The sequence below is a fragment of the Burkholderia sp. AU33423 genome (assembly GCF_002223135.1).
Lineage (GTDB): Bacteria > Pseudomonadota > Gammaproteobacteria > Burkholderiales > Burkholderiaceae > Burkholderia > Burkholderia lata_D.
In genome coordinates, this window is record NZ_NKFH01000007.1 from 854,073 (window position 1) to 873,274 (window position 19,202).

Here is a 19,202-nt window from a genome sequence, read left to right on the forward strand (position 1 = left end):
GAAACGATGAGCGACGTTCAGCAAGGCATCCTGACCCCGATCGATACGGCGGCCCGATACCTCACTTTCACGATTTCGAATGACGGCAATGTGGCAGCGGCGCTGGCCGCGCTGCGCGAGATCGTCGACGGACGCGACACGGTGGTCGGGTTCGGGCATGCGCTGGCGGCGTACCTCGGGCACCCGGTGCCGGGCCTGACCGAATACCCGGCGTTCGCGGTGAAGGACCGCACGCTGCCGGCGACGCCGGCCGATGTGTGGGTCTGGCTGCGCGGCGACGACCGCGGCGAGATCGTGTTGCGCGCGCGGGCGATCGAACGCGCGCTGGCGCCGGCTTTTGCGTTGCAGGATGCGGTGGACGGTTTCCGCTATTCGAACGATCGCGACCTGTCCGGCTACGAGGACGGCACGGAGAACCCGGAAGGCGACGAAGCGGTGGCCGCGGCGATCGTGACGGGGCAGGGTGCGGGGCTCGACGGGGCGAGCTTCGTCGCGGTCCAGCAATGGCTGCACGACTTCGACCAGATGGAGCGCATTCCGTCGGGCGACATGGACAACATCATCGGGCGCCGCCGCTCGGACAACGAAGAACTCGACGACGCACCCGAGTTCGCGCACGTGAAGCGCACCGCGCAGGAAAGCTTCGAGCCCGAGGCATTCATGCTGCGTCGCTCGTCGCCGTGGTCGGACGCGCGTCGCGCGGGCCTCTATTTCGTCGCGTTCGGCTGCTCGTTCCGCGCATTCGACGTGCAGATGCGCCGGATGAGCGGCGCGGAAGACGGGATCGTCGACGGCCTGTTCCGCTTCACGCGGCCGCTGACGGGCGCGTATTTCTGGTGCCCGCCGCTGAAGGACGGCAAGCTCGACCTGTCCGCGCTCGGGCTGTAAGCGCCTGACGGGTTCGACGAAACGGGGGGCCGCGCATCGTGCGCGGCCCCCCGTTTCTTTTTGCGCGGCGATCGTGTGCCGCGTGCTTTCGTGCGTGGCGTGTCAGTTCAACGTCGTGTCGATCCGCGTGCCGCGCTTGATGAACTGCGTGACCGGCGTTTTCTCGCAGATTTCGGCGAGGCGCTGGCGTTGCGCATCGTCGAGCGGGCCGTCGAGCGTCACGACGCGGCGCACGTATTGCGTGCCGTCGCGATCGGCATGCAGCTCGGTGCGCACGTCGATGCGCGCGGCCGGCCACGTCTTGCGCTGCATGTACATGCGCAGCGTCGCGGCCGTGCATTGCGCGAGGCCGGCCAGCACGAACTCGTACGGCGCCGGCCCGCGATCCTGGCCGCCTTCGCGGGGCGCTTCGTCGCCGGTCAACGCGTGCGTGCCGGCCTGCAGCTGGACGACGTAGTCGGGCGCATCGGCGTCGAGGACGGCGGCGGCATGGATGAGCGACATGGCAAGTCTCCGGTCAGCGGAAAGTGGGGAAAAGGGAAGAGGGTGACGCGCAGCCGTCAGCATACCGCCCCGATCGGGACGGCGTGCGCCGCGCGGCTATGCGTCGGTGACGCTGGCGCTGCTGCGCACGAGCGCGGCGATACGTTCGCGCACCCACTGGTGCGCGCGATCGGCGTCGCGCGATTCGTGCCAGTACGCGAGGAGCGGGAACGGCTTGAGCCGCAACGGCAGCGGCCGCACGACGATCGGCAGCAGCGCGGCCATCCGCAACGCATAGGTGTGCGGCAGCGTGACCAGCAGGTTGCCGGTCGCGGCGATCTGGCACGCGGCGAAATAGTGCTGGCAGGTGAGCCGGATGTCGCGGAAGCGGCCGTCGTTGCCGAGCAGCACGTCGAGCGATTGCGGCTCGCCGAGCGACGACACCGCGACGTGCTGCGCCGCGAAATAGTCGCCGCGCCGTAGCGGTTCGTGCGCAAGCGGATGATCGCCGCGCAGCGCGACGACGAGCGAATCGTCGAGCAGGTGTTCGGTGGCGATGCGCGGGCCGGTCGGCACGCGGCGATCGACGGCGAGATCGAGATTGCCCGATGCGAGTTCGCGCTCGATGTCGGCCACCGCGATGCGGCGGCTCACGAGCCGCAGGCCGGGCGCTTCGTCGGCGAACGCGGCGACGATCCGCGGCAGCGCGATCGATTCGAGCACGTCGCGAATGCCGACCGCGATGCTCAGGTCGAGCGTCGCGGGATCGAATCCCGACGGTGCGCGCGCGGTGCCTTGCAGGCCCTTCAGGTGCAGCTGGACGTCCGCGATGATCGTACGCGTGCGTTCGGTTGCGACGACGCGGTTGCCCTGCCGCACGAACAGTGGGTCGTCGAAATGCGCGCGCAGCCGGTTGAGCGCATGCGTGACGGCCGGCTGCGTGAGATGCAGCGCGCGGGCGGCCGCGCCGATGCCGCCATGCACGTAGACGGCGTCGAGCACGCGAAACAGGTTCAGGTCGAGACGGTGATCGGCGGGCACGGGGCGCGGGGGGGCGTGGTGAAGGGTGGACCGATTCTAAAGGATGCGCAGGCATTGGATAGGCGGGCTTTCCTCCGTGGCGATCGATGGCACGAGATAAGAATCAATATCGTTTGTGCCGATATTCGGTTGTGCATTTATCCGGATATCCGACGCAATAAGTCGTAATGAAATGCGCGGATTGCGACATACACAATCGCAATAATGGGCGATATCGGCCCGGGCAATTCCACACCGGGCCGCCAGCAAACCGCGACAGCCTGTAGTAATCCGCCATCATGCTGTCCACGTCGGCCATTTCGCGCCAAAGGCGCGACCCGTTCGGCTAAGATGCCGTCGCTTCATATTTCGGGATAGCCGTCCTGTCGCACGCATTCAAACCAAATATAAGCCTGACAGTTCGACGGTATTAGAAGAAGTCGAACAAGTCGGGGGCTTGGCCAGTGAATGCAGCAGATCAGAGATGGGTCGTTATCTATTTGAGTACGGGATTTTCGTTGGCCCAGGCCGCGCGTCTTGGCGAGGCTTTCAACCTGGCGAATCGCCTGCACGCACACAGTGCCGACTACCAGTTGAAGTACGTATCCGAAAGCGGGGGGCTGTTGCAGTCGTCCTCCGGCGTGAGCATCGCGGCCGATCCGCTCGGTGACGAGCACGGCCGCCGCGCGCTCGCGTTCTTTCATCTTCACGGTGACCGCGCGACCGTCAACTGGGACGACGCATTGCAGCGTCGCCTCTCCGACATTCGCCGCCATGCGCGCTGGATCGTCGACGGGATGGACCTGCCCACGCTCGCGGCCATGCAGCGTCCGTCGACGGCGATCGAAGGGCGGCCCGGCCGGGGCGGGCGACGGGTCGCCACGACGGTCGAGCTGCAGGCCGGCGAAACCGACGTGTTCGCCGCCGTGCTCGACATGTTCCGCGTCGAGCTCGGCGACATCGCCGCGCAGGAGATCGCCAGCAACCTGCTGCGGCCGGTCGAGCAGCGCTATACGCAGTCGATGTGGGCCTTTCGCGAGCTGAGCGCGAGCCCGTCGATCCGGATGTCGGCGCAGCGGCTGCGCGCGCAGAGCGTGAACCGCATCTCGATCGCGAGCGCGGCCCAGGCCGCCGCGATGAGCGAGCGCAACTTCCTGCGGCGCTTCAAGAAGGAAATCGGCGTGACGCCGACCGAGTTCGTCCAGCACGTGCGGCTCGAGCGCGCCTGCCACATGCTGGTCCACACGACGCTGCCGGCGGATAAAGTCGCGCGCCGCACCGGGTTCGGCAGCGGCGAGCGGCTCGCGAAGCTGTTTCGCCAGCGCATGCTGATGTCGCCGACCGAATTCCGCGTCACCGAGCGCGAAAGGATCCTCACCCGTGGCGTGAGGCAGGCCGATGCGGGCGAGGGGGCCGGCGACGGCACCGAGGGGCATCGCGCCGCGTGAGAGGCCACGCGGGAGAAAATCGGGCGGATACCCGTAGAATCGTCCTGTCCCGATCTCGAGCCCCGGTTTCCATGTCCTTCCTCCCCACCACCGCCACCGCCCCTTTTTGCCCGTCGGAAGTAAAGGGCAGCATCACGATCGATGCCGGCGCGCCGCGCTGGCAGAAGCTCAAGCGCTTCTTCGGCCCCGGCCTGCTGGTCGCGATCGGCTACATGGATCCCGGCAACTGGGCGACCGACATCCAGGCTGGCTCGCAGTTCGGCTATTCGCTGCTATGGGTCGTCGCGTTCTCGAGCCTCGCGGCGATCTTCCTGCAGATGCTCGCGGCGCGGCTCGGCCTCGTCGCCGGCCGGGATCTCGCGCAGGCCAGCTACGACCGCTACGGCCGGTTCGGCCGCATCGTGCAGTGGGTGACCGCCGAAGTGTCGATCATCGCGTGCGACATCGCGGAAGTCCTCGGCTGCGCGCTCGCGTTCAAGCTGCTGCTCGGCGTGCCGCTCGCGTGGGGGATCGTGCTGACCGCGCTCGACACGGTGATCGTGCTCGGCCTGCAGGGCAAGGGGTTCCGGCAGATCGAGGCGATCGTGCTCGCGCTGATCGCGACGATGGCGTTCTGCTTCGTCGCGCAGGTCGCGATTACGCCGCCCGACTGGCACGCGGTGGTCGGCGGGCTCGTGCCGGGCGACCCGGGCCACGACCGCAAGGACGCGATCGTGCTCGCGCTCGGCATCGTCGGCGCGACGATCATGCCGCACAACCTGTACCTGCATTCGTCGGTCGTGCAGACGCGGCACGTGGTCGGCGGCACGCGCGGGATGATTCGCGACACGCTCGCGCTGGTGCGCATCGATACCTGCGTGTCGCTGTTCGTCGCGATGCTCGTCAACGCGGCGATCCTGGTCGTCGCGGGCGCGGCCTTCCATGCGACGGGCCTGCACAACGTGACCGACATCGAGCAGGCCTACAAGCTGATTACGCCGATCGCGGGCGGCGCGGCCGCGCTGTTGTTCGGCATCGCGCTGCTCGCGTCGGGGCAGAGCTCGACGCTGACCGGCACGATCGCCGGCCAGGTGATCATGGATGGCTTCCTGCGCACGAAGATCCCGTGCTACCAGCGCCGGCTGATCACGCGCGGGCTCGCACTCGTGCCGGCGCTGATCGGCGTGCTGTGGCTTGGCGACAGCTCGGTGGGGCAGCTGCTGGTGTGGAGCCAGGTGCTGCTGAGCCTGCAGCTGCCGTTCGCGATGTGGCCGCTGATCCGCTCGGTTAGCGATCGCAACACGATGGGCGAGCACACGATCGGGCGCGGGATGCAGATTGCCGCGTGGGCGTTGTTCGCCGTCATCACCGGCACGAACCTGCTGCTGATTACCGGTGTCGCGGGCTGATACAGCCTGTCACAGGCTGACACAGCCGCGCGGCGCGCATGCGGTAAACTGCGGCCTTTCGATCGTCGTCCGAAGTCCGTTATGTGGAGTGAAATCAGCAACGTCGGCGATGCCGCGCTGACCTTGCCGATCGCGCTGACATGCGCGGCGTGGCTCGCGCTGACCGACTGGCGCCTCGCCGTCCGCTGGGGCGTGCTGCTCGCCGCCGGCATGGGCCTCGTCGGCGCCACCAAGATCCTGTATGCCGGGTGCGGCATCGAGCTGCCGCAATTCGATTTCCGCGTGATCAGCGGCCATACGATGCTGTCGACGTCTGTGTGGACCGTCGCGCTGTCGATGCTGTGGCAGGCGTTCCGGCCGGGCAAGGCGCTCGGCATCGCGGCCGGGCTGGCCGTCGGCGCGGTCACGGCCGTCGCGCGCGTGTTCGATCATTCGCACACCGTTCCGGAAGTGATCGTCGGCTGGATGCTCGGCGCGCTGGTCGCGCTGGTGTTCCTGCGCGGCTACGACAGTGCGCGGCAGCGTGCATTCTCGCCGCGCGTCGCGGCCGTCTGCCTGCTGCTCGTGTCGGGCATCGCGTACGGGCACCGCGCGCCGTTCCAGCAGATGATCGACACCCATTCGCCGCAACTCTGCGCGTTCGTGCGCGCGCCGTCGGGCGACGGGTTCTGACGGTAGCTGGTCACGGCGCCCCGGCGCCGCTTTCTTGCCGCCGGCATTCGCCCGGCGGTTGCACGATTCCACACCGTTCCTCTTCCCGACTGCTTTCGCGTCTGCGCGGAACGCCGCGCTTCGTCATTCCCTGAATCAACGATCCGGCCGGTCTGCATGATCCGCGGGTGCGGCCGGCCCGAACATGCGTGCCGACACGCGAAGGTCATGAACGGCGCCTATGACCGGCTATAACGATTATTCATTTCATCGATTGGCGGCATTCGCGTACGCTGGCTGTCGTTCAACTTGGGCAGGCTGCCCGGCGCGTCCGGCACGCGTCAGGTTCATCTCGATATACTCGCGGAAACCGTGCGGCGCGTCGTCATGTCGGCGTACCGCCACCGGTGCACGTCGACCGGCAGCGGCCCTGAAGGCACGGAAAGCACGGACACCCCGTCTCGGCAGCGTTCCGCGACGACGATTCAAGACAGGAGCAGGCCACATGACAATCGTTTCTCCGCGCCTTGCCGGCAAGTGCGCATACATCACGGGCGCCGCGGGCGGCCTCGGCCGTGCGATCGCGCGCCGGATGGTCGAGCAGGGCGCACGCGTGTTCGTGACCGACATCGCCGACGCAGCGGTGCTCGACGCGTTCGCGCAGGAGCTCAACGCGGGCCACGCGACGCCGGTCGCGTTCGCCGCGACGCAGGACGTGCGCGACGAAGCGCGCTGGCAGGCGCTGCTCGCGCAGGCGGTCGATGCGATGGGCGGGCTGTCGGTGCTCGTCAACAACGCGGGCGTCGGTTCGATCGGCTCGCCCGCGCAGATCGAGCTGGACGAATGGCGGCGCGTGATGGCGATCAACGTCGAGAGCATCGTGCTCGGCTGCAAGCATGCGCTGTCGTATCTGGCCGAAAGCCATCCCGCATCGATCATCAACATCTCGTCGGTCGCCGCGTTCAAGGTCGAGCCGGATTTCACCGCGTACAACGCGTCGAAGGCGGCGGTCGCGTCGCTGACGAAGTCGGTCGCAATCGACTGCGCGCGCCGCGAGATTGACGTGCGCTGCAACTCGATTCACCCGGCGTTCATCCGCACGGGGATCGTCGAGCCGCTGTTCCAGTCGCTCGGCGAACGCGACGCGACGCGCAAGCTCGCGCGCGGCATTCCGCTGCGCCGGCTCGGCGAGCCGGACGACGTCGCGCATGCGGCCGTGTATCTCGCGTCCGACGAGAGCCGCTTCGTGACGGCCGCCGAACTCGTGATCGACGGCGGCATGTGCGCGGTCTGACGCGCATCCCGAACCACAACGATTGGAGGAGAACATCGTGTCCACACCCGTGAACCGCCAACTGCTGCTGAAGACGCGCCCGGAAGGGCGGGTCGGCCGCGAACACTTTTCGCTCGTCGAGACGCCGGTGCCGGCGCTTGCCGACGGCGAGGTGCTCGTGCGCGTGCTGTACCTGTCGATGGACCCGACCAACCGCGTGTGGATGAGCGACGTCCCGCAGTACCTGCCGCCCGTCGCGATCGGCGAGGTGATGCGCGCGCTCGGCATCGGGCGCGTGGTGGCGTCGCGTCATGCGGGGTTCGCGGAAGGCGATCTCGTGCAGGGGCTCGTCGGCTGGCAGGACTACGCGGTCGTGCCGGCCGACCAGGCCGCGCAGCTCGTGAAGCTGCCCGCGGAGTCGGGCCTGCCGCTGCCGACGCTGCTCGGCGCGTGCGGGATGAGCGGGCTGACCGCGTACTACGGGCTGACGGACATCACGCCGGTGCAACCGGGCGAGACGCTCGTGGTATCGGCGGCGGCCGGCTCGGTTGGCTCGATCGCGGGGCAGATCGGCAAGATCCACGGCGCACGTGTGGTCGGCATCGCGGGCGGCGCGGACAAGTGCCGCTACCTGACCGAGACGCTCGGCTTCGACGCGGCCGTCGACTACAAGGCCGATGATTTCCGCGCGCAACTGAAGGCGGCGACGCCGGACGGCGTGCACGTGAACTTCGAAAATGTCGGCGGCGAGGTGATGCGCGCGGTGCTGTCGCGGATGGTGATCGGCGGGCGTGTCGCGCTGTGCGGCGTGATCTCGAACTACAACAGCGGGCGCGCGGCGGACGATGTCGGTGTGCTGATCTCGAAGCGGCTGACGATGCGCGGTTTCCTGATCCTCGACTATCGCAAGAGCCGTGAAGCCGTGCAGACGCTCGCGGGCTGGCTGCGCGACGGCCGGCTCAAGGCCGAGGAGACGGTTGCGGACGGTCTCGAGAACGCGCCCGACGTGCTGAATCGCCTGTTCGACGGCGACCATCGCGGCAAGCTCGTGCTGCGCGTCGATCCTAGCGCGTGACCGGCCCGCCGCGCAGCGTGCGATGCCGTTCGTACGCTGTTGCGAGCGGGTGTCGAACGCGGTGCGTTCGAACGACCGGGCTTTAGTTTCGGACTAGTCCCATATCTTGTCCGGACGTCTCTCCCTAAAGTGATTGCCAGCAGACAGGCGGCGTGACCGACGCGTCACGCCGCCTCTTTTTCTGGTCACGGCGGAGGAGAGGGAACATGCGAAACGACGCGAAGCGGGCGGCATCGGTGGCGAGGCGCAATCGAACGGTGCGGTGGGCCGGTGCCGTGCGGAAGACCGCGATCGGGCTGGGCGTGGCGTTCGCGATGTCGAATGCGGTGGCGGCCGGGCATGTCGCGTCGAACGGCATCGTGCGGTTCGCGGGTGCGCTCGTCGATCTCTACGACGTGACGCTCGACGCGCGCCCGGGCGAGGTGGTCGAGGGACGAGCGGTGGCGAACGGCGGGGCGGCGGCAACGCTGCGGTTCGATGCCCATGGCCGGCGTTTGCCGGGCGCCCATGTGGCGCTGGTCGGGCCCGACGGTGCGCCGTTCTCGCCCGATGTCGCTTCGCGTGTGCGTGCAACGTGGCGCGATGCGCACGACGATCGAAGCGTGCCGCTGGTATCGGGCCGCACGTATCGCGTGGGCCCGTATGGCGGCGTGATGATGCTGGCGGCGGATGAAGAAACGGGCGCCGAGGCGCCCGTCGTGATCCGCATTCGCCATCCGTGACGGCGCGTGCCGGCAGGTGCGTGGCACGCGGCCACGCGATGCGTCATTCGCCTTGTTCGGCGCGCGCGTAGATGTCCCAGCTCGCCATGAACAGCGCGGCGACGAGCGGCCCGATCACGAAGCCGTTGATGCCGAACAGCGCCATCCCGCCGAGCGTCGAGATCAGCACGACCCAGTCGGGCATCTTCGTGTCCTTGCCGACGAGGATCGGGCGCAGCAGGTTGTCGACGAGGCCGATCACGCCGACACAGAACGCGACGAGGATCACGCACTTCCAGACCGCGCCGATCATCAGGAAGTAGAGCGCGGCCGGCACCCATACGAGGCTCGCGCCGATCGCGGGCAGCAGCGACAGGAACGCCATCAGCGCGCCCCACAGCACCACGCCCTCGATCCCGAGGATCCAGAAGATCAGGCCGCCGAGCGCGCCCTGCACGAGCGCGACCGCGATGTTGCCCTTCACCGTTGCGCGCACGACGGTCGTGAACTTCGCGAGCAGCAGGTTCTTGTGCTCCTCGTCGAGCGGCAGCGCGCGGCGCACGCGGCGGCCGATCTCGCCGCCGTCGCGCAGCAGGAAGAACACCATGTACAGCATCACGCCGAAGCTCACGACGAACTGGAACGTGTTCTGGCCGATGCTGAGCGCCTGGGTGGCTGCGAACTGGCTGATTTGCGCGGCGCCGTCGGTCAGCTTCTTCTGGATGCCCGGGATGTTGGTCAGCCCGTATTTCTGCAGCAGGTTCTGGATCGACCTCGGCAGCGCGTGAATGATGTCGTGGAAATACTGCGAATAGTTCGGCTGGGCGTCCTTGAGCTCCTGGTACACATACGCGATTTCCTGCACGAGCGTGGCCGTGACGAACACGAGCGGCAGGATCACGATCAGGACGATCAGCGACAGCGTCACGAGCGCGGCGAGGTTGCGCCGCTTGCCGAAGCGCGCGGCGAGCCAGCGCTGCACGGGCTGGAACAGGATCGCGAGAATGGTGCCCCAGAACACGGCTCCGGAAAACGGCGCGAGGATCCAGCAGAGTCCGACGGTGACCGCGGCCAGCAGGAAATAGAAGAATTTTTGGTGGTCGTGTCCGCTTTCCATGGATGACGTTCGCGCAGATTGATGCGTGGTTTGATTGAATCTCGTTGCCCCGCGCGCGATCGGTTCTCGATCGTCACGGGTTCGCGGCGAAATGCGACGCAGGGCGGCCCGAAGCGGAGTATGCCCGCAAAGGCGCCGCCATCATAGCCGCTGCGCGCGGCACATGCGAAAACGCCGCGGCCGGGGCCGCGGCGCTGCCGGGAAGCAAACGCGGCGCGACGCCGCGTGCCGCATCGTCAGATGTTGAGCTTCGTGACCTTGGTGCCGTTCACCGACAGGTCGCCCATCAGGCCCGCGTTGGTCAGGACCAGCACCTCGACCGGGGCGGTGGCGGTATTGGAGTCGACCGCGCCGTTCGCGCCGACCTTCACGACCGCGACCGAGGCGTCGGCGCCCGCGGACCAGCCTTCGGACTTGCGGAACGAGTCGAGCGCATCCTGTGTCATGAACAGGAACACGATCGCCTTCGACTGTGCGCCGGCCTGCAGGCCGACCGACAGCGACGACGTGTTGTAGTAGCCGACCGTGCTGCCGCCGACGCGCAGCGCGCCGTTGCCGGACTGGCCGCCGACGATGAAGCCGGCTTGCAGCACGTTCGGGAACACGAGCACGCCGCGCGATTTCGCGACGAGTTCACGCGAACCCGGCACCGTCGAATAGAGGCGCGACAGCGTCGCGTTGACGCTGGCGTCGATCGACTGGCGCTTCGACGCGCTGGCCGCGGCGCCTTCCGGTTTGTCCGGGGTGGTCGTGCAACCGGCGAGCGCGAGGCTGCCGAGCAGGACGGCGGCGGCGGCTTTCATGGCAAAGGTCTTCTGCATGGCGTTTCTCCTTCGTTTGTCTGATTGAGGACGGACGGGGCGGGCGCGCGGCGGCCGGCTCCGTTCAACGGCGGGCAAGGAGCAGGCCCGCAACGAACGCGAGGCCGGCGACGACGCCGGCGGTTTGCCACGGGTTGTCTTGCACGACCTGCGACACGCGTTCGGCCGATTCGCGCAGCCGGGCGGCCGCGCTGCCCGATGCATGGTCGAGCGCGCTGCGCGCTTCATCGAGCCTGGATTGCACGCGCTTGCGCAGCGCGGCGATATCGCCGTCGCCATCGTTTTTCAGCAGATCTTCCAGTTCGTCGACCAGCCCGCGCAGATCGTCGGTGACGTCGGCATGCAGGTCGCGGGCGGCCGAGCGCGTCGTGCGCCCCACGCGCCGGCCCGTGCGACGAATGTCGGACAGGCCGCGGTCCAGCTTGTGTTCGATCGAGTCGGTGAGCGCCATGGTGTTTATCCTCCTTCGATTCAAGGCAAATTTGAAGATACGGCGAATCCCAGCAACCTATGTGATTCACTTGGCCCGATTTTGTTTCGAGACAAATTTTCAATTCGTCGGCAGGATTGCCGCACAGTCCCGCCGCACGGGGCGGCGCGGCGATTGAAAAAAATTCGCATTCCGGGCGAAGCGGCGTACCGGGCTGCGGTACGCGGTGAAGGTGCGGTAAATATCGCGTCGCCAGGGCCCCCGGTAAATAGTGCCGTTGCAGGCCTTGTGCTGATGCAAATGCACTAATCGACGCTTGGTCGACGAGCACGGTTCGTGCCCGGGGCTGCCAACGTGCCGCCATCGCCAAGCGCGACGTCGATCACGACGGGATCGTGATCCGATGACCGGTACGCGTCAGGTGCGTAATAAATCGACCGTTGCGCGGACGTTTTGTAATCAGGCACGGGTTGCAGGGCGATCGGTTCGTCGGCGTTGATGTGCCAGACGTGTACGGCCCTCACGCGCGCGGCGAGCGCCGGCGTGGCCAGCGCGTGGTCGAGGCTGCCCGCTTCGCCGCGAAATACGTAGCTGTACGCAGCATCGCCGACGAAGCGGGGCACCAGGTTCTCGTAGCCGCGCGACTCGAGCGCGCGCACCGGGTCTTCCTTCGCGTAGCTGTTCAGGTCGCCGATCAGCAGTACGCCGTCGGCCGTGGTGCCGGTCGGCGACGCGGCGAGCCAGTCGGCGACGCGCGCGGCGGCTCGCATGCGCGCCGCATTCCAGCAGCCCTGACCGTCCGACTGGTCGCGATCGGCGCCGGTCGCGTTCGGGCAGTTCTTCGATTTCAGGTGATTGACCGCGACCGTGAAGGCGCGCGTGCCGCCGATGCGCCGGAATGTCTGCGCGAGCGGCGGGCGGTGCCGGCCGCCGAGTGCGACGGTCGAGGCGCGCCCGGCCGGCTCGACCGTGCGGCTGTCGTACAGCAGCGCGACTGCGATCGCATCGCGGCCGAGGCGCGCGGTGCCGGGCTCGACTGCGCGCCAGCCGTCGCCAAGTTGCGCGGCGAGACGGCGTACGGCGCTTGTTTCACCGTGGCCGTTGTTCGCGATTTCCATCAGCCCGATCACGTCGGCACGCAGCGCGCGCAACGCCGCGACGATCTTTGCCTCCTGCCGCGCGAACGCGGCGGGCGTTTTCGCGCCGCGGTTGGCCGGGGCATCGAATCCGCCGCCACGCCCGTCGCCGTTGAAATAGTTGAATACGTTGAACGACACGATGCGCAGGTCGGCATCCGGGTGCCGGGCCGGGGCCTCGGTACGCGGGTTCGCGGCGGCATCGAACACCGGCGCCGCACCGGCCACCGGTTGCAGCCGCCATGCACCGTAGCGCAGTTCGAGCACGCCTTCGACGCCGCGTACCGTGTAGCCCGCGCGCAGCGTGTTGGCGGCACTCAGCGCGGGCGGCGGATAGCGCACGGTCGCCGGATCGCGGCGGGTCGAGCCGTCGTCGAGCACGATGCGGTTGCGTGCGTTGGCGGTCGCGATCGCGGCGGCCTCGGCCGGCGGTGCGACGTGGGTCGGGATGCGCAGCCGGCCGTTGCTGAGGACGACGCTGCCGTAGCGGCCGAGTTCGTGGGTATCGCTGACCGTCAGTGTTTGCGGCAGGCGCACCCGCATGCCTTCAAGCGCGGCCAGCACCGCGTGGGTGGCGACGGGCAGCGTGAGCGTGGCAGGCGCGACCTTTTGCCCGCGGGCGCAGACGGTTACGCCGCCCGACAGCGTGAATTGCGTCCGGCCGTAGCGCTCGTCGACGCGGCCCGTGAGATGCACGAGATCGCCGGCCTTCGCGCGTGCGTTCGGCGCGTACACGAACGCGCCTTCCGGGACGCCCGGCCGGTGCCGTCGCTGCGCGTCGGCTTGCTGGACGAAGAAGCCGCCGAGGCCGTCCGCGCCACCGAACGCCGCGGTGACGACCGCTTCGATCGAGGTCGTTTGCCCGGCCAGCGGCGACGGGCCGCCGGCGCCGCGAAAGTCGGCAATCGGCGTGGTTGCGCCGCCGCAGCCGGCACTCACCGGCGGCGCGGCCATGGCCGGCCGGGCACAGAGGGCGGCGAGCGCGGCGAGGGCGATGAACGGTGCAACGGCAAGCGGCACAAGCAGGCGTGACATGGGGCGGTCCACAGGAAGAAAATCCGACGGTTCGGGAAGGCATCTTGACGGCAAAATGTCAGGAAGCGGCCGAATTGGCCGTCCGGCCAGTTGCCGATCGGCCGACGATGCAAGCCGCGCGGCGGCTGCTACGCTTTTGCATCGGCCGGCGCATCCCGATCGCGCAGCGAACGCCGCCACGCCCCGTTCCCACAGGAGAAATCCATGTCTTACATGCTGTTGATTGTCGAGCCGACCGAGCAGCGCGCCGAACGCACACTGGACGAAGGTCAGGCGCTGTACGCGCGGATGGTCGATTTCGCCGAGACGCTGAAGGCGCGCGGCGTGCTGCGCGGCGTCGAGTCGCTGGAGCGCTCCGAGCGCGGCACGCGCGTGCAGGTGCGCGACGGCGAGACGCGCCTGCTCGACGGCCCGTTCGCGGAGGCGAAGGAGATGGTCGGCGGCTTCTTCATCGTCGACGTCGACACGCGCGAGGAAGCGATCGAGATCGCGCGCCAGTGCCCGGCCGCGCAATGGTGCACGGTCGAGGTGCGGGCGGTCGGCCCGTGCTTCCTGTGAAGGTCGAGACTCGGTATTTACCCTGATATGTCGCGGAATATGTCGATCCGGCGGTCGTCCGGCCGTCGTCCGGATAAGGCGCCGAAGAATGGGCGCTGCCTTCCACCGACGACAAGGAGTGAACGATGCGATTCATGATCATGATCCGGGCGAACGCCGTCAGCGAGTCCGACGCGTTGCCGGACAACCGGCTGGTCGAAGCCATGACCGTCTATCACGAGGAACTGGCCAGGGCCGGCGTGCTGCTCGACGCGAACGGGCTGCGACCGAGCGCGAGCGGCTGGCGCGTGCGCTACGCGGGCGGCAAGGGCACCGTGGTTGACGGCCCGTTCGCCGAAACGAAGGAACTGATTGCGGGCTATACGCTGATCCAGGTGCGTTCGCGCGACGAAGCGCTCGAATGGACGCGCCGGTTTCCCGCGCCGTTCGGCGCCGAGATGGATTGCGAGATCGAGGTGCGGCCGCTGTTCGAACTCGACGACCTCACGCCGAGCGACGCGGTCGAGCGGTTCCGCGAACTCCACGTCGGCCGCGCCGGCGCCTGATTGATTGCCGCCTGAATCCAACCTCACCGGGAGTATCCGACATGCACAAGATGGTCTTCATCAACCTGCCCGTGGCCGACCTGCCGCGCTCGAAGGCGTTCTACCAGGCGCTCGGCTTCGAGGTCGTGCCGGCCTATACCAACGACCAGGCCGCCTGCATCAAGATCAGCGACACGATCTTCGCGATGCTGCTCGTGCGGCCGTTCTTCCAGACGTTCACCGGCAAAACCATCATCGATCCGGCAACGCAGGTGCAGGTCCTGTCGTGCCTGTCGTGCGACAGCCGCGCCGAGGTCGATGCGATCGTCGCGAAGGCGCTGGCGGCCGGCGGGTCCGCGCCGCAGGCGCCGCGCGAGTACCCGAACATGTACGGTCACGGGTTCGACGATCCGGACGGCCACGCATGGGAGCTGATGGCCATGCCGCTGGACGCGTCCGCCGAGGGGCAGGCGTCGTGACGCGTGAGGCGACTCACCGTGCGATCGAAGCGGTCTGGCGGATCGAGGCGCCCAAGATCATCGCGCGCGCCGCGCGCGTGGTGCGCGACGTCGGCGTGGCCGAGGAACTGGCGCAGGACACGCTCGTCGCGGCGCTCGAGCACTGGCCCGTCGACGGCGTGCCCGACAACCCGGCCGCATGGCTGATGACGGCCGTGAAGCGTCGCGCACTCGATCGTGTCCGGCAGGAGTCGCTCCACGCGGCGAAGCGCGACCAGCTCGGCCACGAGATGGACGCGCTCGAAGCGCATGTCGTCCCCGACATCGCGGAGGCGCTCGCTGACGCGCGCGACGACGACATCGGCGACGACCTGCTGCGGTTGATCTTCACGTCGTGCCATCCGGTGCTGTCGACCGATGCGCGCGTCGCGCTCACGCTGCGGCTGCTCGGCGGGCTGACGACAAGCGAGATCGCGCGCGCGTTCCTGACGCCCGAGCCGACGATCGCGCAACGGATCGTGCGCGCCAAGCGCACGCTCGCGGCGGCGCACGTGCCGTTCGAGGTGCCGGCCGCCGATGCACGGCCCGCGCGGCTCGCGTCGGTGCTCGAAGTGATCTATCTCGTGTTCAACGAAGGCCATGCGGCGACCTCGGGCGACGACTGGACACGCCCGGCGCTGTGCGATGAGGCGTTGCGGCTCGGCCGCGTGCTGGCCGGGCTGGCGCCGGACGAGAGCGAGGTGCTCGGGCTCGTCGCGCTGATGGAGCTGCAGGCGTCGCGCATGCATGCGCGCACCGACGCGCAGGGCCGGCCCGTGCTGCTGCTCGACCAGGACCGCAGCCGCTGGGATCCGCTGCTGATCCGGCGCGGCCTCGCGGCGCTCGAACGCGCGACGAAGCTCGGCGGCGTGCGCGGGCCGTATGCGCTGCAGGCCGCGCTGGCGGCCTGCCATGCGCGTGCGCGGCAGGCGTCGGATACGGACTGGGCGCAGATCGTCGCGCTGTATGACGCGCTCGCCGAAGTCGCGCCGTCGCCCGTCGTCGAGCTGAATCGCGCGGTGGCCGTCGGGATGGCGTTCGGGCCGGCTGCGGCGCTCGAACTCGTCGACGCGCTGCGTGACGATCCCGCGCTCGTGCGCTATCACTGGTTGCCGAGCGTGCGCGGCGACCTGCTGGCGAAGCTGGGCCGTGCCGACGAGGCGAAGGCCGAGTTCCGCCGCGCGGCGGAACTGACGCGCAACGAACGCGAACGCGAATTGCTGCTCAGGCGCGCGATGGACGCGTGACCCGACGCACCACGCGCGAATGCCGCGCAACCGCGCACCGCGCACCGTACGCGGCCGGCAGCGCCCCACGTCCCGCCAAGCACTATCGCCCGGATTGAAAAAGCCTATTGGGGGATGCGAACGCGAGCGCCTAGATTGAAGAGCACGGTGCGCGCGCCCCGGCACACGCATCGTTCCCCACATACCTGATCGGCCCGGCGTCGCACGCGGCCGCGCCGACTCGAACGGAGGCGCAAATGGCTCAACTCAAGGGCAGCAAAACCGAAGAGAACCTGAAGGCCGCATTCGCGGGCGAATCGCAGGCGAACCGGCGTTATCTGTATTTCGCTTCGAAGGCTGACGTCGAAGGCCAGAACGACATCGCCGCGCTGTTCCGCTCGACCGCCGAAGGCGAAACCGGCCATGCGCACGGCCACCTCGAATACCTGGAAGCCGTCGGCGATCCGGCCACGGGCTTGCCGTTCGGTTCGTCGCGGCAGAATCTCGAATCGGCGATCGCCGGCGAAACGCACGAATACACCGACATGTATCCGGGCATGGCGAAGGCGGCGCGCGACGAAGGCTTCGACGAAATCGCGAACTGGTTCGAGACGCTCGCGAAGGCTGAACGCAGCCACGCGAACCGCTACACGAAGGCGCTGGACAGTCTCGTCGACTGACGGGCCGCCGCGGGCCGCACGGCGGGCCGTGCGACCGGCAAGCGGCCGGCCGTTCGTTCATCGCTGCCCGCATCGCGCGGGCGGCGCTGGCGCGCATGCGCGCCACGCTGGATGGAGCGCCCCATGCCCCACAAGGAAGGCAGTCTCGAAGCCCCGACCCGGCATCCGCTCGACTGGCAGTCCGATGCGTTCTACGACCAGGCCGCGATCGATGCGGAAATGACGCGCGTGTTCGACATCTGCGCCGGGTGCCGGCGCTGCGTGTCGTTGTGCGGCGCGTTTCCGACGCTGTTCGATCTGGTCGACGACACGCCGATGGGCGATATCGAGGAGGTGCCGAAGGCGGCATTCGGCAAGGTCGTCGACCAGTGCTACCTGTGCGACCTCTGCTACATGACGAAATGCCCGTACGTGCCGCCGCACGCATGGAACGTCGATTTCCCGCACCTGATGCTGCGCAGCAAGGCCGCGCGCTACAAGCGCGGCGAAGCGACGCTGCGCGACAAGGTGCTGTCGAACACCGACGCGCTGGGCCACTTCGCCGGCATTCCGATCGTCACGCAGGCGGTGAACGCGGTGAACCGCACGCCGCCCGCGCGCCATGCGCTCGAAGCGACGCTCGGCGTCGATCGCAACGCATGGCTGCCGGAATTCGCGCCGCGCAAGTTCCGGCGCACGGCGAAGCCGTCGGACGGCTTGCCCGTGCGCGACGGCGAACGCACGCCCGGCAAGGTCGCGATCTACGCAACCTGCTACGTGAATTTCAACGAGCCCGGCATCGGCCACGACCTGCTCGCGATCCTCGCGCACAACGAGATCCCGTACGAACTCGTCACGCGCGAAGCCTGCTGCGGGATGCCGCTGCTCGAGCAGGGCAATCTCGCCGGCGTGGCCGCGAAGAAGGACGTGAACCTGCCCGTGCTCGAACGCTATGCGCGCGAAGGCTATGCGCTGATCGGCGCGATCCCGAGCTGTGTGCTGATGTACAAGAGCGAGCTGCCGCTGATGTTCCCCGGCGACGAAGCGGTGCGCGCGGTGGCCGAAGCGTTCTGGGATCCGTTCGAATACGTGATCGCGCGGCATCGCGACGGACTGCTGAAGACCGATTTCAAGACCGGCCTCGGCACCGTGTCGTATCACGTGCCGTGCCATGCGCGCGTGCAGAACATCGGCCGCAAGACGGCCGACGCGCTGTCGCTCGTGCCCGACACGCGCGTGAACGTCGTCGAGCGCTGCTCGGGCCATGCGGGCACGTTCGGCGTGAAGAAGGGATTTCACGCGGACGCGATGCGGATCGGCGGGCCCGTGTTCCAGGCGATGGCCGAGCCGCAGCCGGATGTCGTGTCGTCGGACTGCGCGCTGGCCGGCCATCACATCGTGCAGGGCATCGACGACAAGGGGCTGCCGTCCGCGCCGCTCGCGCATCCGCTTACGCTGCTGCGCCGCGCGTACGGCATCTGAGCCGCCGCCGGCCGACCCACGAGGACCTCCCATGACGTTGACCCGCGATTCCCTGCTGACGCTCGAGGCGTACGCGAAGATCCGCAAGGCCGAACACGCGCGGCTCGTCGCGTACAAGCGCCGCCGCGCGGTGGCGCTCGGCAACCACCTGCGCTTCCTGTTCGAGGACGAGACGACGATCCGCTATCAGATCCAGGAGATGCTGCATATCGAGAAGATCTTCGACCAGGCGGGCATCGAAGGGGAGCTGGACGCGTATCTGCCGCTCGTGCCCGACGGCACGAACCTGAAGGCGACGATGCAGATCGAGTACGAGCACGAGATCGAACGGCGCGCGGCGCTCGCGCGGCTGATCGGTGTCGAGGATCGCGTGTACCTGCAGGTCGACGGGCACGCGCGCGTCTACGCGATCGCGGACGAGGATCTCGTCCGCGACAACGCCGAGAAGACGTCGGCCGTGCACTTCGTGCGCTTCGAGCTCGACGCGCCGATGCGCGCGGCGCTCAGGGGCGGGGCGGCGTTGTCGATCGGGTGCGATCATCCGGCCTACGCGATGCCGCCGCAGCGCGTGGACGCGGACGTGACCGCGTCGCTGGCCGTCGATCTGCGCTGACGCGTCCGCTGCCACGGCCGGCACCGCCTGCCCACTGGTTTCCCTTTTTCCGTTCCGACCCGAAACGCAATGACCGCCCCTGCGGTGGCGCGACCGCCCGCCCGCCGCCCCGAAGATGTAACAGACGTCACGAGTTTGCGCGTGGCGAAAAATGTGCACCACACGTCACCATGCTTT

Annotated in this window: 20 protein-coding genes and 1 pseudogene; 15 read left to right on the forward strand and 6 right to left on the reverse strand. The window is 68.3% G+C overall.

The genetic code is table 11. The features are described from left to right. Positions 1-6: 6 nt before the first annotated feature. Positions 7-888 carry a Dyp-type peroxidase gene (locus tag CFB50_RS22425; RefSeq protein ID WP_089447301.1) on the forward strand — a complete coding sequence of 294 codons (882 nt, stop codon included), beginning with the start codon at positions 7-9 and terminating at the stop codon, positions 886-888. Between the two features lie 102 nt (positions 889-990). Here CFB50_RS22425 and CFB50_RS22430 read toward each other — a convergent pair whose 3' ends face one another. Together CFB50_RS22430 and CFB50_RS22435 are read right to left on the reverse strand one after the other, a co-directional pair. After that, positions 991-1,392, reverse strand: a complete 402-nt coding sequence (locus tag CFB50_RS22430; RefSeq protein WP_089447302.1) for an OsmC family protein — start codon at positions 1,390-1,392, stop codon at positions 991-993. Positions 1,393-1,488: 96 nt separating this feature from the next. Beyond that, the gene (locus tag CFB50_RS22435; RefSeq protein ID WP_089447303.1) at positions 1,489-2,412 is read right to left on the reverse strand and encodes a LysR family transcriptional regulator; all 924 of its coding nucleotides are present in this window, start codon (positions 2,410-2,412) and stop codon (positions 1,489-1,491) included. A 497-nt stretch (positions 2,413-2,909) separates the two neighbouring features. Here CFB50_RS22435 and CFB50_RS22440 point away from each other — a divergent pair, with 497 nt between their 5' ends. From CFB50_RS22440 to CFB50_RS22465, 7 genes and pseudogenes are all read left to right on the forward strand, one after another. Continuing rightward, the gene (locus CFB50_RS22440) at positions 2,910-3,839 is read left to right on the forward strand and encodes a helix-turn-helix domain-containing protein (RefSeq protein ID WP_373452967.1); all 930 of its coding nucleotides are present in this window, start codon (positions 2,910-2,912) and stop codon (positions 3,837-3,839) included. 6 nt (positions 3,840-3,845) lie between these two features. Further along, positions 3,846-3,962: pseudogene (locus tag CFB50_RS40540) on the forward strand (helix-turn-helix domain-containing protein); the annotation flags it as partial. Then, complete coding sequence (locus CFB50_RS22445) at positions 3,911-5,227, forward strand: Nramp family divalent metal transporter (protein WP_089447304.1); 1,317 nt, start codon at positions 3,911-3,913, stop codon at positions 5,225-5,227. The pseudogene CFB50_RS40540 and the gene CFB50_RS22445, both read left to right, overlap by 52 nt. Positions 5,228-5,308: 81 nt before the next feature. Further along, positions 5,309-5,899, forward strand: coding sequence for a phosphatase PAP2 family protein (locus CFB50_RS22450; RefSeq protein WP_089447305.1), 591 nt, complete (start codon positions 5,309-5,311; stop codon positions 5,897-5,899). Positions 5,900-6,383: 484 nt separating this feature from the next. Then, positions 6,384-7,172 carry an SDR family oxidoreductase gene (locus CFB50_RS22455; RefSeq protein ID WP_069251028.1) on the forward strand — a complete coding sequence of 263 codons (789 nt, stop codon included), beginning with the start codon at positions 6,384-6,386 and terminating at the stop codon, positions 7,170-7,172. Between the two features lie 37 nt (positions 7,173-7,209). Then, the gene (locus CFB50_RS22460; protein ID WP_089448395.1) at positions 7,210-8,226 is read left to right on the forward strand and encodes an NADP-dependent oxidoreductase; all 1,017 of its coding nucleotides are present in this window, start codon (positions 7,210-7,212) and stop codon (positions 8,224-8,226) included. Between the two features lie 206 nt (positions 8,227-8,432). Further along, on the forward strand, positions 8,433-8,948 hold the full coding sequence (locus CFB50_RS22465) for a thioesterase (RefSeq protein ID WP_089447306.1): 516 nt from the start codon (positions 8,433-8,435) through the stop codon (positions 8,946-8,948). Between the two features lie 43 nt (positions 8,949-8,991). Here CFB50_RS22465 and CFB50_RS22470 read toward each other — a convergent pair whose 3' ends face one another. The 4 genes from CFB50_RS22470 to CFB50_RS22485 form a co-directional block, all read right to left on the reverse strand. Beyond that, entirely contained in the window at positions 8,992-10,044 is a 1,053-nt protein-coding gene (locus CFB50_RS22470; protein WP_089447307.1) for an AI-2E family transporter, read from the reverse strand. A 236-nt stretch (positions 10,045-10,280) separates the two neighbouring features. Continuing rightward, entirely contained in the window at positions 10,281-10,865 is a 585-nt protein-coding gene (locus CFB50_RS22475; RefSeq protein WP_069251032.1) for a BPSL1445 family SYLF domain-containing lipoprotein, read from the reverse strand. A 64-nt stretch (positions 10,866-10,929) separates the two neighbouring features. Continuing rightward, positions 10,930-11,316, reverse strand: coding sequence for a DUF883 family protein (locus CFB50_RS22480; protein WP_069251033.1), 387 nt, complete (start codon positions 11,314-11,316; stop codon positions 10,930-10,932). 284 nt (positions 11,317-11,600) lie between these two features. Then, complete coding sequence (locus CFB50_RS22485) at positions 11,601-13,466, reverse strand: ExeM/NucH family extracellular endonuclease (protein WP_089447308.1); 1,866 nt, start codon at positions 13,464-13,466, stop codon at positions 11,601-11,603. A 204-nt stretch (positions 13,467-13,670) separates the two neighbouring features. Here CFB50_RS22485 and CFB50_RS22490 point away from each other — a divergent pair, with 204 nt between their 5' ends. The 7 genes from CFB50_RS22490 to CFB50_RS22520 all read left to right on the forward strand — a co-directional run bounded on the left by CFB50_RS22490 (position 13,671) and on the right by CFB50_RS22520 (position 19,025). Next, entirely contained in the window at positions 13,671-14,024 is a 354-nt protein-coding gene (locus CFB50_RS22490; RefSeq protein WP_069251035.1) for a YciI family protein, read from the forward strand. 125 nt (positions 14,025-14,149) lie between these two features. After that, positions 14,150-14,569 (forward strand): YciI family protein, encoded by a 420-nt coding sequence (locus tag CFB50_RS22495; RefSeq protein ID WP_089447309.1) that lies wholly within the window; start codon positions 14,150-14,152, stop codon positions 14,567-14,569. Between the two features lie 41 nt (positions 14,570-14,610). Beyond that, positions 14,611-15,027 (forward strand): VOC family protein, encoded by a 417-nt coding sequence (locus CFB50_RS22500; protein WP_089447310.1) that lies wholly within the window; start codon positions 14,611-14,613, stop codon positions 15,025-15,027. Next, on the forward strand, positions 15,024-16,292 hold the full coding sequence (locus CFB50_RS22505) for an RNA polymerase sigma factor (RefSeq protein ID WP_089447311.1): 1,269 nt from the start codon (positions 15,024-15,026) through the stop codon (positions 16,290-16,292). The genes CFB50_RS22500 and CFB50_RS22505 overlap by 4 nt, the downstream gene beginning before the upstream one ends. A 236-nt stretch (positions 16,293-16,528) precedes the next feature. Beyond that, complete coding sequence (locus CFB50_RS22510; RefSeq protein ID WP_043177896.1) at positions 16,529-16,951, forward strand: rubrerythrin family protein; 423 nt, start codon at positions 16,529-16,531, stop codon at positions 16,949-16,951. A 123-nt stretch (positions 16,952-17,074) separates the two neighbouring features. Beyond that, positions 17,075-18,412, forward strand: coding sequence for a heterodisulfide reductase-related iron-sulfur binding cluster (locus CFB50_RS22515; RefSeq protein ID WP_089447312.1), 1,338 nt, complete (start codon positions 17,075-17,077; stop codon positions 18,410-18,412). 31 nt (positions 18,413-18,443) lie between these two features. After that, entirely contained in the window at positions 18,444-19,025 is a 582-nt protein-coding gene (locus CFB50_RS22520; protein ID WP_089447313.1) for a DUF3501 family protein, read from the forward strand. The last annotated feature ends 177 nt before the right edge of the window (positions 19,026-19,202 follow it).

Bases quoted from the DNA above. Each gene is read 5' to 3' on its own strand.
- CFB50_RS22425 (WP_089447301.1), top strand. From the start codon at position 7: ATGAGCGACGTTCAGCAAGGCATCCTGACCCCGATCGATACGGCGGCC.
- CFB50_RS22430 (WP_089447302.1), bottom strand. From the start codon at position 1,392: ATGTCGCTCATCCATGCCGCCGCCGTCCTCGACGCCGATGCGCCCGAC.
- CFB50_RS22445 (WP_089447304.1), top strand. From the start codon at position 3,911: ATGTCCTTCCTCCCCACCACCGCCACCGCCCCTTTTTGCCCGTCGGAA.
- CFB50_RS22450 (WP_089447305.1), top strand. From the start codon at position 5,309: ATGTGGAGTGAAATCAGCAACGTCGGCGATGCCGCGCTGACCTTGCCG.
- CFB50_RS22455 (WP_069251028.1), top strand. From the start codon at position 6,384: ATGACAATCGTTTCTCCGCGCCTTGCCGGCAAGTGCGCATACATCACG.
- CFB50_RS22465 (WP_089447306.1), top strand. From the start codon at position 8,433: ATGCGAAACGACGCGAAGCGGGCGGCATCGGTGGCGAGGCGCAATCGA.
- CFB50_RS22470 (WP_089447307.1), bottom strand. From the start codon at position 10,044: ATGGAAAGCGGACACGACCACCAAAAATTCTTCTATTTCCTGCTGGCC.
- CFB50_RS22475 (WP_069251032.1), bottom strand. From the start codon at position 10,865: ATGCAGAAGACCTTTGCCATGAAAGCCGCCGCCGCCGTCCTGCTCGGC.
- CFB50_RS22480 (WP_069251033.1), bottom strand. From the start codon at position 11,316: ATGGCGCTCACCGACTCGATCGAACACAAGCTGGACCGCGGCCTGTCC.
- CFB50_RS22485 (WP_089447308.1), bottom strand. From the start codon at position 13,466: ATGTCACGCCTGCTTGTGCCGCTTGCCGTTGCACCGTTCATCGCCCTC.
- CFB50_RS22490 (WP_069251035.1), top strand. From the start codon at position 13,671: ATGTCTTACATGCTGTTGATTGTCGAGCCGACCGAGCAGCGCGCCGAA.
- CFB50_RS22495 (WP_089447309.1), top strand. From the start codon at position 14,150: ATGCGATTCATGATCATGATCCGGGCGAACGCCGTCAGCGAGTCCGAC.
- CFB50_RS22500 (WP_089447310.1), top strand. From the start codon at position 14,611: ATGCACAAGATGGTCTTCATCAACCTGCCCGTGGCCGACCTGCCGCGC.
- CFB50_RS22510 (WP_043177896.1), top strand. From the start codon at position 16,529: ATGGCTCAACTCAAGGGCAGCAAAACCGAAGAGAACCTGAAGGCCGCA.
- CFB50_RS22515 (WP_089447312.1), top strand. From the start codon at position 17,075: ATGCCCCACAAGGAAGGCAGTCTCGAAGCCCCGACCCGGCATCCGCTC.
- CFB50_RS22520 (WP_089447313.1), top strand. From the start codon at position 18,444: ATGACGTTGACCCGCGATTCCCTGCTGACGCTCGAGGCGTACGCGAAG.